Here is a 14,543-nt window from a genome sequence, read left to right as displayed (position 1 = left end):
CAGGACCCCATCTCCATCAGGCACCTCGTCCGCCCTGGCCCGGAGCGGTTTGTGCCGGTTCAGATTGTCGTACCAGGGCGGCATGTCGCACTACCACCATGTGGTGCGGGAAGCCGATGCGCAGCACGGCGGCGGCCGCGGCGGCCGCGAGGACCACGACGGCGGCCAGGATCAAGGCCTGGTGGTAGCCGTGGTGAAGCAGTGGCGCGACAAGCAAGGGGCCGAGGATCTGGCCGACGGAGTACCCGGCGGTCAGGAGCGCGACGGAGCGGGGGAACTGCAGGTGGGCCCCTGCGGCAAGGGCGAGGGTGCTGACGCCGATGAAGGTCGCGCCGAACAGCACCGCGGAGACCAAGGCAGCCGCCGCTCCACCGATCAGGGCGGGCAGACCGATGCCGACCGCTTGGATGACGAGCGCGGCGATCAGCAGATCGGGGCGGGACCAACGGCGCCCGAGCCAGGCCCACAGCGCCGAGGACGGCACAGCCGCCAGTCCGACCAGCACCCAGGCCCCGCTGCCGAGCCGGCCGGGAGAACTCTGCTCGATCGCCGCCACCAGGAAGGTGCCCGCGACGATGTAGCCGATGCCTTCCAGGGTGTAGGAGGCGAACAGCGCGGTGAACCAGCGATGCGTACGCGTCCTGTCGGCCGCCGCCCTGCCGGATCCCGCGGACGCCGCGGACGCCGAGGGTGATGCTTCGGGGCGGAGGTTCCACGAGGCGGCGGCGAGGACCGCAGCGAGTGCGGCCGTGGCCCACCAGGCAGCCCGCCAGTCGGCCACGGAGCGCAGAACGAGGACGAGCAGTCCGGACAGCGCGATGCCTGCACCGACTCCGCCGAAAGCCCAGCCGGGAAGGTGAGCCGGGTGCTCCCGCAGGTGGCTGAGGAGGGAGCTGACGGCGATGACGAAGATCAGAGCGCTCGCCACCCCGGCCGGCAGCCGCAGCGCGATCCACACGGCCGTGGTGTGGGTGGCGGGCATGGCGGCCAGACTGCCGGTCAGCACGATGAGGGAGATGCGCAGGAGGGCGGCTGAGCGGACCAGCGCGGGGGCCAGGATGCCGGCGAGCGCGCCGCCGAGGTAGCCGATGTAGTTGGCGGTGGCCAGGTTCGCGCCGGCACCCGCGGACAGTCCCGCCTGGCTGTGCATCAGGGGGAGGATCGGGGTGTAGACGAACCGGCCGACCCCCATGCCCGCGGCGAGTGCCGCGGCGGGCTTGGGCGACGTGCCCCCAGGGCGAGCGGGGCGCGCCGACTCCTCGGGGCGAGGAAGCGCACAGGGGGCCTACGCTCATGTCGAAATCCTTGTGCGGTCGTGCGGTCGTGCGGGTTTCCGGGGCGGACACGGCTCACCGCCACGGTTGCGGCGGTGAGTGCGGACGGGGCCTGCCGTCACGGCGTGGCGTCGGTCCGGCCCGGGTCGTTGGGGTGGGACTCGAGCGCGGTGACGGTGAGAGTCATCCACGGGCGCAGCGGGAGGGTGCCGAGCACCTTCTCATGGAGCTCGTCCTCGTCCGCGGCCCGCCAGACGCCGATGCTGCGCAGCTCGCCGACCGGGCGCCACAGCCGCGCCAGGTTGCCGGTGCCGGCCAGTTCCCGGGCGCGGACGGCTTCGGCGGCGCGCCGCAGGTCGACCTCGTCCTGACTGGTTCCCTCAGGGACAGTGGTGGTGATCTCGACCAGGAACTCGCGCATGGTCCTGCTCCGCTCGGTGGGGCGTCCGGCGAGGACCGGAACGCCCAAGTGGTGGTGGCCTGTGTTTCAGTGGTGGCCTGTGTTTTCAGGGGCCGACCGCCGAGGTCAGGTCGTACGGCGGCCGACGTACCGGGAGTCGGCGCGCTCAACCCGTCCGCCGGGCGTCGACGAAGACCGCCGACTCACCTGCCGTCGGGTTTCCATGCCCTCATCGTCCGCCTGCCACCAGGGGTGACGCCACGACCGGCCTCCTCCCTGCTGGGAGCCGTGGCCTCGCACGCCCGTAGCATGACGAGCGTGGAGCTGCGCCAACTGCGGTACTTCGTCGCGGTCGCCGAGGAACTGAACTTCGGCCGGGCCGCCGAGCGCCTGCTGATCGCGGGCCCCTCCCTGTCGCAGCAAATCAAGGCGCTCGAACGCGACTTGGGCGTGCGACTGTTCGATCGCGACCGCCGCTCGGTGTCCCTCACCCCGGCCGGTTCGGCCCTGCTCCCGCACACCCGCGCCCTGCTGGAACGGGCCGACGACCTCCAGCGACGCGCCGTTCAACTGTCCGGTTCGGAACCGGTACGGCTCGGCTACGTCAACTGGCTCCCGCCGGACCTGACCGCCCGTACCGCCGCGGTCGCCCGACTCCACCTCGACGCGTGGATCGCCCCCTCGCACACTCAAGCCGCCCGGGTCGCCGACGGCAGCCTGGACCTCGCGGTGTGCTGGGTGCGGACCGAGGACCTGAAACACCGTGGCCTGCACGCCCGGCTCATCGGCGCCGACCGGCTCTACGCGGTGGCCACCGGCGACGACACGAGCGTCGTGCCCGCCCGGGACACCGTCGTCCTCCTCGACGACGACACCACCTCCTGGTCGTCCTGGAACGACTACGCCGAACTACTGGCCCGCGACAGCGGGGCCCGCGCGACACACATCTCCGACGGTGGCATCACCGGGCCGGCCTTCTTCGACCACGTCCGCCGCAGCAGCCGCCCGGTCGTCAACTCCCCCAAGGGCCAGACCACACCGCTGCCGCCCGATCTCGTCCGACGCCCGGTCGCCGCACCGGAGATCTACTGGACCTGGTCCTTGGTCTGGCGCGAGGGCGAGGACCGCCCCGCGGTCCTCGGCGTCATCGATGCCCTCTGCGACGGCGTGGGCGACCTCGGTATCAACGCCCCGGGTGCCTGGCTGCCCGACGGCGACCCGCACCGGCACTAGGACGGGCCCTACCTCCGGCTGACATGGGCTGGAAGGCCACGCCTACCAGCAGGGAGGAAGCCGGTCCTGGCCAGGGCCCTGTTGACCTTTGACTCTTCCTGCCGAGCCGCCTACCTTCCAAATAGTCGACCGGTCATCTAGTAGCTCGATCGCTGGTAGTCCGGTCCACGAAGCACCCGCCCCCGCCCCCATCCCGATCCCGATCCCGATCCCGAAGAAGGTCATCATGAGCTCTCAGAACCAGTCGGACCAGAAGGTCGCCGTCATCACCGGCGCCTCGCAGGGCATCGGCGCCGGCCTCGTCGACGCCTACCGCAAGCTCGGCTACGCCGTAGTCGCCACCTCACGCACCATCGCCCCCGCGAGCGACGCGGGCATCCTGACCGTCCAGGGCGACATCGCCGACCCCGCCACCGCCGAACGCGTCATCGCCGCCGGCGTCGAGCGATTCGGCCGTATCGACACCCTGGTCAACAACGCAGGCGTCTTCGTCGCCAAGGCCTTCACCGACTACACGCAGGACGACTACGCCACTTTGACCGGCGTGAACGTCACCGGCTTCTTCCGCATCACCCAGCTGGCCGTCGAACGCATGCTCGCCCAGGGCGGCGGCCACATCGTCAACATCACCACCAGCCTGGTCGACAACGCCGACGCCAACGTCCCCTCCGTGCTGACCTCGCTGACCAAGGGCGGCCTGCAGTCCGCCACCAAGTCCCTCGCCATCGAGTACGCCACCCGCGGCATCCGCGCCAACGCCGTCGCCCCCGGCACCATCAAGACCCCCATGCACCCCGAGGAGACCCACGCGGCCCTCGCCGCCCTGCACCCCGTCGGCCGTATGGGCGAGCAGAGCGACATCATCGACGCCGTGATCTACCTGGAGAACGCCCCGTTCGTCACCGGGGAGATCCTCCACGTCGACGGCGGCATGAGCGCCGGCCACTGACCCGACGGACGAAGGGGACACAGCAATCCGATGAACGGCACAACAGACGAAGAAGCGATCCTGCGCGGCGTCCTCGACCAGTGGAAGGCCGCAGTCGACAGGCACGAACCACAGCAGGTCGCCTCCCAGTTCACCGAGGACGCGATCTTCCAGGGACTGCGCCCCTACAGCGTCGGAAGGCCGGGCATCGCCGCCTACTACGACTCCCAGCCCATCGGGATGACGGCCGCGTACCAGATTCTCGAAACCAGACGCCCCGCCGACGACCTCGTATTCGGATACCTGAACGTCGACTTCTCGTTCACCGACCGGCCTGCCCTCAGGGTCAACCTCGGCGTACTGGTGAAGCGCATCGAGCAGGGCTGGTACATCAGCCACTACCAGGTCTCCCGGCTCGACTAGGACCTGCCCGGTCGACGCGGCCACCCCAGCCCACCCGAAGAACAATCAGCTGCACAAAGAGCAGGGCCCCGAGCGTGAGATACCTCACCGCCGGGGCCCTGCCACGTCACCGCCGGGCCGCCGCCCGTCACCGCAACGAGAAACGGGCCCTCACCAGGACTTTCGTCCTTGGTGAAGACCCGTTCATCGGTTCTTCGCTGTGCGCGAGGGGGGAGTTGAACCCCCACGCCCTTGCGGGCACTGGAACCTGAATCCAGCGCGTCTGCCATTCCGCCACTCGCGCATTGAATGTGTCGTCCGTCTCCCACCGAGTGGGGTGAGCGCCTTTCGACATGCAGAAGATTAGCACGGTGCCAGGGGCCGATTCACATCCCTTTCCCCGGGCTCACGCCCCCTCCCGCCCGGCTCCGGCCCAGGCCACCTCCCGTGCGCCGCTGCTCCGAGCACATCGGCACTGGTCCACGTATCAACAAGAACCGGTTCACGTATCAACCTCGTACCGGTCCGGGCCATCTCCCCAGGAGCCGGACCAGGTGCACGGTCGGGTGCGGGACACTGGTGACGGGCCGCCTCTACGATCCTTGGCAGAAGCAGTGCAGGAAGTAGTGCCGGGAAGAGTTCGAAGAGGAGCCCCGGAGGGAACTTCGGGAGGGGACTCAGGAAGGCGTCGACAACCCGGCGACCGGGCCGACAGGGGGAACCAGCCGATTTCCCGACGCGTGGATACGATCAGTAAGCAGTACCAGGACGGCTACGAAGGAGGAGGTGCCCCATGGGAGTCCTGAAGAAGTTCGAGCAGCGTCTCGAAGGTCTGGTCAACGGCACCTTCGCCAAGGTGTTCAAGTCCGAGGTCCAGCCAGTGGAGATCGCCGGAGCACTCCAGCGGGAGTGCGACAACAACGCCACCATCTGGAACCGCGACCGGACCGTCGTACCCAATGACTTCATCGTGGAGCTGAGCACGCCGGACTTCGAGCGCCTCAGCCCCTACTCCGGCCAGCTCGGCGACGAGCTCGCCGGCATGGTGCGCGACTACGCGAAGCAGCAGCGCTACACCTTCATGGGCCCCATCAAGGTGCACCTGGAGAAGGCGGACGACCTCGACACCGGTCTGTACCGGGTGCGGAGCCGTACGCTCGCCTCCTCCACCGACCAGCAGGCACCCGAGCGCGCCCCCGCGGGCCCGCCCCCGGGTCGGCCCGGTGGCGGCGGCTACGGCTATCCGCCGACCGCCCAGCCCGCCGGTCCTGGTCCGATGGGCGCTCCCCCCATGCCGTCCGCACCGCCGCCCGGCGCGCGCCCCGGCCCCACGCCCATGGCCTCCCGGCCCGGCGCGGCGGCGGGACCGCAGGCCGGCGGCCGCATGCGGCACTGGATCGAGGTCAATGGCACCCGCCATCAGATCTCCCGCCCGACGCTGGTGCTGGGTCGCAGCACCGAAGCCGACGTGCGGATCGACGACCCCGGCGTATCCCGCCGGCACTGTGAGATCCGGACCGGAACGCCCTCGACGATCCAGGATCTCGGGTCCACCAACGGCATCGTGGTGGACGGGCAGCACACCACCCGCGCTACGCTCCGCGACGGCTCGCGGATCGTCGTGGGCAGCACCACCATCATTTACCGGCAAGCCGAAGGGTGAAGCGGGGGCAATGTCAGAGCTGACCCTCACGGTCATGCGGCTGGGTTTCCTGGCCGTACTGTGGCTGTTCGTGATCGTGGCCGTGCAGGTCATCCGTAGCGACCTGTTCGGAACGCGCGTCACACAGCGCGGCTCGCGACGGGACGCCGCCAGACCGCAGCAGGCCGCGCGCCAGGCCGCGCCGCCGCAGCAGCGCCAACAGGCCGCCGCACCTAGCAGCGGCGGCCGACAGCGGCGCGGCGCCCCCACCAAGCTGGTCGTCTCCGAGGGCACCCTCACGGGAACCACGGTCGCGCTCCAGGGGCAGACCATCACCCTGGGCCGCGCGCACGACAGCACCATCGTGCTGGACGACGACTACGCGTCCAGCCGCCATGCCAGGATCTACCCGGACCGGGACGGCCAGTGGATCGTCGAGGACCTCGGCTCCACCAACGGCACGTATCTCGACCGGAGCCGACTGACGACTCCCACGCCGATTCCGCTGGGCGCACCGATCCGCATCGGCAAGACCGTCATCGAGCTGCGGAAGTAGTGCTACGTCATGAATGAGCGCGAGCGGAGCGAGCACGCAGCGGCGGTCCACGCGTTGGACGCCCGCGCGCTCCCGACCGGAGGGTGGGCACCGTGCGGATGTACCCGGAGCCGACGGGCGAGGTGCGCATGAGTCTGTCACTGCGCTTCGCCGCCGGATCGCACAAAGGCATGATCCGCGAGGGCAACGAGGACTCCGGCTACGCCGGTCCGCGGCTGCTCGCGATCGCCGACGGGATGGGCGGCCAGGCCGCCGGTGAGGTCGCCTCCTCCGAGGTGATCTCCACCATCGTCGCGCTCGACGACGACGTGCCCGGCTCCGACATCCTCACCTCGCTCGGCACCGCCGTGCAGCGCGCCAACGACCAGCTCAGGATGATGGTCGAGGAGGACCCCCAGCTGGAAGGCATGGGGACCACCCTCACCGCCCTCCTGTGGACCGGTCAGCGGCTCGGTCTGGTGCACGTCGGCGACTCCCGCGCGTACCTGCTGCGTGACGGCGTACTGACGCAGATCACACAGGACCACACCTGGGTGCAGCGCCTCGTCGACGAGGGACGCATCACCGAGGAAGAGGCCACCACCCACCCCCAGCGCTCCCTGCTCATGCGCGCACTGGGCAGCGGCGACCACGTCGAACCGGACCTCTCCATCCGCGAAGTCCGCGCCGGCGACCGCTACTTGATCTGCTCCGACGGCCTCAGCGGCGTCGTCTCCCATCAGACGATGGAGGAGACCCTCGCCAGCTACCAGGGCCCGCAGGAGACCGTGCAGCTGCTGATCGAGCTCGCGCTGCGCGGCGGCGGCCCCGACAACATCACGGTCATCGTGGCCGACGTCCTCGACATCGACGGCGGGGACACCCTCGCCGTCCAGCTCTCCGACACCCCGGTCGTGGTGGGCGCGGTCGCCGAGAACCAGCAGCACCAGCTGCACGACAACGGCGCGATGCAGACGCCCGCGGGGCGCGCCTCCAGCCTCGGCCGTCCGGTACCCGGACAGGGCGGTGGCGGCGAGTTCGGCCCGCCCGGCAGCGGCGGCGACACCACCGGCTACGTACCCGCGGGCGGCTTCGGCGACTACTCCGACGAGGACTTCGTCAAGCCGCGCACCGGACGCAAGTGGCTGAAGAGATCCCTCTACACCGCGCTCACGCTGGGCGTCATCGGCGGCGGTCTGTACGGCGGCTACCGCTGGACGCAGACGCAGTACTACGTCGGCACCCAGGGCGAGCACGTCGCGCTGTACCGCGGAATCAGCCAGGACCTGGCCTGGGTCTCGCTCTCGAAGGTGGAGAAGGACCACCCCGAGATCGAACTCAAGTACCTGCCGCCGTACCAGCAGAAGCAGGTCAAGGCGACGATCGCGGAGGGCGGCCTCAAGGACGCCCAGTCGAAGATCAGCGAGCTCGCCGTGCAGGCCTCCGCATGCGAGAAGGACGCCCAGCGCCGCGCCGCCGAGACGACGAACAACGCGAAGACCGGTGAGGGCGAGGCAGGTGGGACCACGGGAACCACAACCGCCTCTCTGACGTCCAAGGCCACAGTCACGCCGTCGGCGACGCCGAATCCCTCGAACTCGGCACCGTCGTCCTCCAATTCCACGACCGCACCCGCACCCACTCCCACACCCGGCCCCAGCCTCTCCGACGAAGAGCAGAAGCTGGTCTCGCTGTGCGGTAAGCAGTAAGAAGCCGTGAGGGGCCCTGTCACACCATGAGCAGTAGTACGAACACGCCGACGCACCACACGTCGACCATCGGTTCCATCGGCACACCGAGCCGCCGCAACACCGAGTTGGCGCTGTTGGTGTTCGCCGTTGTCATCCCGGTGTTCGCGTACGCCAACGTGGGCCTGGCCATCAAGAACCAAGTGCCCGCGGGCCTGCTGAGCTACGGTCTGGGCCTCGGCCTGCTGGCCGGAGTCGCACATCTCGCCGTACGCAAGTTCGCGCCGTACGCGGACCCGCTGCTACTGCCCCTGGCCACCCTCCTCAACGGACTCGGTCTGGTCATCATCTGGCGGCTCGACCGGTCCAAGCGGCTCCAGGCGCTGGACGCCTACGTGGAGGCCGCACCCCGCCAGCTGCTCTACACCGCCATGGGTATCGCCCTGTTCGTCGTCGTGCTGATCTTCCTGAAGGACCACCGCGTCCTGCAGCGCTACACGTACATCTCCATGGTCGGCGCGCTGATCCTGCTGCTGCTGCCGCTCGTACCGGGCCTCGGCCTGAACGTCTTCGGCGCCAAGATCTGGATCTCGGTCGCCGGTTTCACCATCCAGCCCGGTGAGTTCGCGAAGATCGTCCTCGCGGTCTTCTTCGCCGGCTATCTGATGGTGAAGCGCGACGCGCTCGCTCTCGCCAGCCGCCGCTTCATGGGCCTCTACCTGCCGCGCGGACGCGACCTCGGCCCGATCCTGGTCGTCTGGTTCGTCTCCATCCTGATCCTGGTCTTCGAGACCGACCTCGGTACCTCGCTGCTGTTCTTCGGCATGTTTGTGATCATGCTGTACGTCGCCACCGAGCGGACCAGCTGGATCGTCTTCGGTCTGCTGATGTCGGCCGTCGGCGCGGTCAGCGTCGCCTCCTTCGAACCGCACGTCCAGCAGCGCGTCCAGGCCTGGCTCGACCCGATGAAGGAGTACACCCTCAGCCAGCAGGGCGTCGCCGGCCACTCCGAGCAGTCCATGGAGGCCCTGTGGGCCTTCGGCTCCGGCGGCACCCTGGGCACCGGCCTCGGCCAGGGCAACTCCGACCTCATCAAGTTCGCCGCCAACTCCGACTTCATCCTCGCCACCTTCGGCGAGGAGCTGGGCCTGGCCGGCATCATGGCGATCCTGGTGATCTACGGGCTGATCGTGGAGCGCGGCGTCCGCACGGCGCTCGCCGCCCGCGACCCGTTCGGCAAGCTCCTCGCCGTCGGCCTCTCCGGCGGCTTCGCCCTCCAGGTCTTCGTCGTCGCGGGCGGCGTCATGGGCCTGATCCCGCTGACCGGTATGACGATGCCGTTCGTGGCCTACGGAGGCTCCTCCGTCATCGCCAACTGGGCATTGATCAGCATCCTGATCAGAATCAGCGACACCGCACGCCGCCCGGCGCCCGCCCCCGCCCCCAACCCCGACGCCGAGATGACCCAGGTGGTCCGCCCGTGAACAAGCCCCTGCGCCGGATCGCGCTCTTCTGCGGACTCCTCGTCCTCGCCCTGCTGATCCGCGACAACTGGCTCCAGTACGTCCAGGCGGACTCCCTGAAGTCCGACCCGAAGAACCGCCGCGTCGCCATCGAGCGGTACGCCACACCGCGCGGCGACATCATCGTCGACGGCGAACCGATCACCGGCTCCAAGAAGACCTCGGGCGACAGCTTCAACGACTTCGAGTACAAGCGCACCTACAAGGACGGCGCGATGTGGGCGCCCGTCACCGGGTACGCCTCGCAGGCCTTCGGCGCCACCCAGCTGGAGAGCATCGACGACGGCATCCTCACGGGCAACGACGACCAGCTCTTCTTCCGCAACACCCTGGACATGCTCACAGGCAAGAAGAAGCAGGGCGGCAACGTCGTCACCACCCTCAACGCCGCCGCGCAGAAGGCCGCGTACGAAGGTCTGCTCAAGCAGGGCAAGGGCGCCGTCGCCGCGATCGACCCGGAGACCGGCGCGATCCTGGCGCTGGCCTCCACTCCCTCGTACGACCCGTCGACGTTCGCCGGGAACTCGACGTCGGTCGACGGCAAGGCCTGGTCGAAGCTCCAGAAGAAGAACGACCCCGACGACCCGATGCTCAACCGGGCACTGCGCGAGACCTACCCGCCGGGCTCCACCTTCAAGGTGGTCACCGCGGCGGCGGCTTTGGAGGACGGCCTGTACACCGCAGCGGACCAGAAGACCGACACGCCGCTGCCGTACATCCTGCCGAACACCACGACCGAGCTGAAGAACGAGGGCAACATCCCCTGCAAGAACGCCACCCTGCGGGTCGCCCTGCAGTACTCCTGCAACACCGTCTTCGGCAAGATCGGCGCGGACCTCGGCAAGGACAAGATGCTGGCGGAGTCCGAGAAGTTCGGCTTCAACTCCGAGCAGTTCACGCCGGTGCGCTCCAACGCCTCCGTCTTCCCCAAGTCGATGGACCAGCCGCAGACCGCGCTCAGCTCGATCGGCCAGTTCGAGACCGCCGCGACCCCGCTGCAGATGGCCATGGTCGCCTCCGCCGTCGCCAACAACGGCACGCTGATGAAGCCGTACATGGTCGACAAGCTGCAGGCCCCGAGCCTGGACGTCATCTCGCAGACCGAGCCCGAGAAGATGAGCCAGCCGCTCTCCGAGGAGAACGCCCAGATCCTCCAGTCGATGATGGAGACGGTCGTCAAGGACGGTACGGGCAAGAACGCCCAGATCAACGAGAGCGGCGTCACCGTCGGCGGCAAGACCGGTACCGCCCAGCACGGTGTCGACAACAGCGAGAACCCGTACGCCTGGTTCATCTCGTACGCCAAGACCAGTGACGGCAGCTCCCCGGTCGCCGTCGCCGTGGTCGTGGAGGACGAGAGCGCCAACCGGGACGACATCTCGGGTGGTGGCCTCGCCGCCCCCATCGCGAGGAGCGTGATGAAGGCAGTAATCGACAGCAAGAAGTGAACCCCGTCACGTCCCCTTCACATCGGTGCACGTTGCGATACCGGTCCTGTATCGGGTGACGGGCTTGGCCAGGTCACACAAGCCGATCCGGGTACGGTATGCCCGGACGGCACACCGCCGGACCACACATGCGTGCGGTCGGGACCGACGGAGAGGGCTGGTAGGTAGCTATGGAAGAGCCGCGTCGCCTCGGCGGCCGGTACGAGCTGGGCCATGTGCTCGGCCGTGGTGGCATGGCCGAGGTCCATCTCGCCCATGACACCCGGCTCGGTCGCCAGGTGGCGGTGAAGACGCTGCGGGCCGACCTCGCACGTGATCCGTCGTTCCAGGCCCGGTTCCGCCGGGAGGCCCAGTCGGCCGCCTCGCTCAACCATCCCGCGATCGTCGCCGTGTACGACACGGGTGAGGACTACATCGAGGGCATCTCCATCCCGTACATCGTGATGGAGTACGTCGACGGGTCCACGCTGCGCGAGCTGCTGCACTCGGGCCGCAAGCTGCTGCCCGAGCGCACCCTGGAGATGACCATCGGCATCCTCCAGGCCCTCGAGTACTCCCACCGCGCGGGCATCGTCCACCGAGACATCAAGCCGGCCAACGTCATGCTGACGCGCAACGGCCAGGTCAAGGTCATGGACTTCGGCATCGCCCGCGCCATGGGCGACTCCGGCATGACGATGACGCAGACCGCGGCCGTCATCGGCACCGCCCAGTACCTCTCCCCGGAGCAGGCCAAGGGCGAACAGGTCGACGCGCGCTCGGACCTCTACTCGACCGGCTGTCTGCTCTACGAGCTGCTGACGGTCCGCCCGCCGTTCATCGGGGACTCCCCGGTCGCGGTGGCGTACCAGCACGTACGCGAGGAGCCGCAGCCGCCGAGCGTCTTCGACCCCGAGATCACGCCCGAGATGGACGCCATCGTCCTGAAGGCGCTCACCAAGGACCCGGACTACCGCTACCAGTCCGCCGACGAGATGCGCGCCGACATCGAGGCCTGCCTCGACGGCCAGCCGGTCGCGGCCACCGCCGCCATGGGCTCGGTCGGCTACGGCAGCTACCAGGACGACCAGGCCACCACCGCCCTGCGCTCCACGGACGCCCAGGCCACGTCCATGCTCCCCCCGATGAACCCGGACGACGGCGGCTTCGGCTACGACGACCGCCCACCCCGACGCCGCCAGCAGAAGAAGTCGAACACCTCGACGATCCTGCTGGTCGTGGCCGGTGTGCTGGTCCTCATCGGCGCGATCCTCATCGGCAAGTGGGCGACCAGCGGCGACAACGCGGCCGACTCGAACGTCTCCGTACCGAGGTTCGTGGACGAGACCCAGGAGGACGCGGCAAAGATCGCCCAGAACACCGACCTGGAGCTGTCGGTCACCAAGAAGCCCTGCGAGGCCCAGAAGACGGGCAACGTCTGCTCCCAGGACCCGAAGGAAGGCACGGAGGTCAAGAAGGGCACCACGGTCAATCTGGTGGTGTCCACCGGGGCGCCGAAGGTCGCGGTGCCGAGTGTTCTCGGCAAGAGCCTGGACGAAGCCAAGGCGTTGCTCCAGGGCGACGAGTACGAGTTCGACGTCAAGACGAAGACCCAGGTGTCCACGGAGGACCCGAACACCGTCCTGGAGCAGGACCTGACGCTCGGCAAGGAAGTGGAGAAGGGATCGACGATCACCCTCACCATCGCCAAGGCCGAGGAGAAGGCCACCGTCCCGGATGTCATCGGCCAGACGAGCTGTGAAGCCGCCCAGGCGCAGATGACGGCCAACAACCTGGTCGGCACCTGCACCGAGGTGGAGGTGACCGACCCGAACCAGGTCGGCAAGGTCTTCGAGACCACGCCGCAGGCCGGGCAGCAGGCCGACAAGAACTCCACGGTTCAGATCAAGATCGGCAAGGCGCAGGCACAGAAGACGAAGGTCCCGGACGTCTTCAGGCAGACCGTGGCGCAGGCCAGGCAGACCCTGCAGGCGGCTGGTTTCACCAACGTCCAGATCGCGAACGGCAGCGACGGAAGCGACACCGCGTTTGTCGTCGACCAGGACCCGGATGCGGGCACCGAGGTCGACAACCCCGCCGGCACGCCGATCACCCTGACGACCGTGAGTGTCGGCAACAACGGCGGCAACAACGGCGGCACCAACATCTTCGGCGGCGTCACCGGCTAGGCGGCCCGCGCGGAGGCCTCAGGCCGCCTGGCAACACGGAAAAAGTCCCGGCTCTCTCCTGACGAGGGAGCCGGGACTTTTTCCGTCAACAGAACCAGGCTTTTCCGACCTTCAGTACGAAATCAGAGCGCATCTTCGTACTTACCGACTCGTTGAAGGGGTGGGGCGGGGAATCGAAGTTCTGCCCCGGCCGTACGGCCACGACACGACCAGAAGGGGCAGAACGTGATCAACGAAGCGGCTCTGCTGGAATCGAAGGCGCTGCGGGGCAGCGTGCTAGACCGCACGGAAGTACTCGACAGAGTCAAGGCACTGTCACTGCTTCCGGACGGCATGCATGTGACGACGGCGATGGTCGCCACGTATTTCGGCGTCACCGTCGAGGCCGTCCGACAGCTCGTAAAGCGCCATCGTGAGGAACTGGAGGTCAACGGACTGGTCGTGCTGCGTGGCGCTGACCTGCGGAAATTCGAGAGTGACAACATGTCACTCTCGCTGGGGAGTTATCCACAGGCCCGCCGGAGTCTCACCATCTACTCCCGCCGAGCCATCCTCAACATCGCTATGCTCCTCCGCGACAGCGACATCGCCCGCCACGTCCGCACCTACCTCCTCGACATGGAGTACCTGGCGCGCACCCGCCGCGTCGAGGAACCCGCCGCGAGCGACGTAGTGTCGCTCGACGACCGCATCGACCAGCGCATCACCCACATCCTCGGCAAGACCGTCGTCCCCATGTTCAACGCCCTGATCGAAGCTTCAGGCGAACACCGTCAGGAACTCATCTCCCTCCGTGAGGATGTCCAACGGATCGAGCAGCGGCTGTGCAACCACGACACCCGCATCACCGATCTCGAACGCACTCGTGGTCCGCGCCCGTACACCGGAATCATGGCCTCCATCGACGCCATGAACTGGCGGGAGTTCGAGCACCACATCGCCGTCCTGCTGCGCCGCGACGGCTGCACGGACGTCATCGTGCACGGTGGCCCGGGTGACCGGGGAGTGGATGTCACCGCGCGCACCGCCGACGGCCGCTCGGTCGTCGCGCAGTGTAAGAGCTTCGCGCCATACCGCCCGGTGTGGAGCGGCGAACTGCAGAAGTTCCTCGGCGCTTCACGCGTCCAGCACACGGCCGACGTAGCGCTCTTCGTCGCCACGACATCATTCACGCCCGACGCGCGTGCCATCGCGGAGACCTACGGCGTCATGCTCGTGGACCGCGCCCACCTGGAGAAGTGGAGTGCGGGCGTTCCGCTGTCTGTCCTCCAGTAGGCGTCACCAGACACCATTGAAAGGGTC

General features: G+C 68.4%; 11 protein-coding genes, 1 tRNA gene and 1 pseudogene. 10 read left to right on the top strand and 3 right to left on the bottom strand.

Annotated elements, in window-relative coordinates:
* Window positions 1-16: 16 nt before the first annotated feature.
* Window positions 17-1,295 (bottom strand): annotated as a pseudogene (locus ACX28W_RS06370) (YbfB/YjiJ family MFS transporter).
* A gap of 97 nt (window positions 1,296-1,392) precedes the next feature.
* Complete coding sequence (locus tag ACX28W_RS06365) at window positions 1,393-1,695, bottom strand: muconolactone Delta-isomerase family protein (RefSeq protein ID WP_458997744.1); 303 nt, start codon at window positions 1,693-1,695, stop codon at window positions 1,393-1,395.
* Window positions 1,696-1,983: 288 nt separating this feature from the next.
* On the opposite strand from ACX28W_RS06365, the gene ACX28W_RS06360 reads away from it, so the two are divergent.
* From ACX28W_RS06360 to ACX28W_RS06350, 3 genes are all read left to right on the top strand, one after another.
* Window positions 1,984-2,907: a LysR family transcriptional regulator gene (locus ACX28W_RS06360; RefSeq protein WP_458997743.1), complete on the top strand. Its 924-nt coding sequence runs from the start codon at window positions 1,984-1,986 to the stop codon at window positions 2,905-2,907.
* Between the two features lie 226 nt (window positions 2,908-3,133).
* The gene (locus tag ACX28W_RS06355) at window positions 3,134-3,856 is read left to right on the top strand and encodes an SDR family NAD(P)-dependent oxidoreductase (protein ID WP_458997742.1); all 723 of its coding nucleotides are present in this window, start codon (window positions 3,134-3,136) and stop codon (window positions 3,854-3,856) included.
* A 30-nt stretch (window positions 3,857-3,886) separates the two neighbouring features.
* Complete coding sequence (locus tag ACX28W_RS06350) at window positions 3,887-4,258, top strand: YybH family protein (protein ID WP_458997741.1); 372 nt, start codon at window positions 3,887-3,889, stop codon at window positions 4,256-4,258.
* 200 nt (window positions 4,259-4,458) lie between these two features.
* Here the strand turns inward: ACX28W_RS06350 and ACX28W_RS06345 are convergent.
* A tRNA-Leu gene (locus tag ACX28W_RS06345) sits at window positions 4,459-4,541 on the bottom strand.
* Window positions 4,542-5,030: 489 nt separating this feature from the next.
* Here ACX28W_RS06345 and ACX28W_RS06340 point away from each other — a divergent pair.
* The 7 genes from ACX28W_RS06340 to ACX28W_RS06310 all read left to right on the top strand — a co-directional run bounded on the left by ACX28W_RS06340 (window position 5,031) and on the right by ACX28W_RS06310 (window position 14,516).
* Complete coding sequence (locus ACX28W_RS06340) at window positions 5,031-5,900, top strand: FhaA domain-containing protein (protein WP_458997740.1); 870 nt, start codon at window positions 5,031-5,033, stop codon at window positions 5,898-5,900.
* 10 nt (window positions 5,901-5,910) lie between these two features.
* On the top strand, window positions 5,911-6,435 hold the full coding sequence (locus ACX28W_RS06335) for an FHA domain-containing protein FhaB/FipA (RefSeq protein WP_458997739.1): 525 nt from the start codon (window positions 5,911-5,913) through the stop codon (window positions 6,433-6,435).
* 98 nt (window positions 6,436-6,533) lie between these two features.
* The gene (locus tag ACX28W_RS06330) at window positions 6,534-8,123 is read left to right on the top strand and encodes a Stp1/IreP family PP2C-type Ser/Thr phosphatase (RefSeq protein WP_458997770.1); all 1,590 of its coding nucleotides are present in this window, start codon (window positions 6,534-6,536) and stop codon (window positions 8,121-8,123) included.
* Between the two features lie 26 nt (window positions 8,124-8,149).
* Window positions 8,150-9,586 (top strand): FtsW/RodA/SpoVE family cell cycle protein, encoded by a 1,437-nt coding sequence (locus ACX28W_RS06325; RefSeq protein WP_458997738.1) that lies wholly within the window; start codon window positions 8,150-8,152, stop codon window positions 9,584-9,586.
* Window positions 9,583-11,073 (top strand): peptidoglycan D,D-transpeptidase FtsI family protein, encoded by a 1,491-nt coding sequence (locus ACX28W_RS06320; protein WP_458997737.1) that lies wholly within the window; start codon window positions 9,583-9,585, stop codon window positions 11,071-11,073. The genes ACX28W_RS06325 and ACX28W_RS06320 overlap by 4 nt, the downstream gene beginning before the upstream one ends.
* Before the next feature lie 170 nt (window positions 11,074-11,243).
* Window positions 11,244-13,241 carry a Stk1 family PASTA domain-containing Ser/Thr kinase gene (pknB, locus tag ACX28W_RS06315; protein ID WP_458997736.1) on the top strand — a complete coding sequence of 666 codons (1,998 nt, stop codon included), beginning with the start codon at window positions 11,244-11,246 and terminating at the stop codon, window positions 13,239-13,241.
* A 225-nt stretch (window positions 13,242-13,466) separates the two neighbouring features.
* Window positions 13,467-14,516 carry a restriction endonuclease gene (locus ACX28W_RS06310; RefSeq protein WP_458997735.1) on the top strand — a complete coding sequence of 350 codons (1,050 nt, stop codon included), beginning with the start codon at window positions 13,467-13,469 and terminating at the stop codon, window positions 14,514-14,516.
* Window positions 14,517-14,543: the final 27 nt, after the last annotated feature.

The sequence above is a fragment of the Streptomyces sp. SD15 genome, from assembly GCF_054462255.1.
The sequence above is the reverse complement of the archived record's forward strand: the minus strand, read 5'-3'. Positions and strand labels throughout refer to the sequence as shown.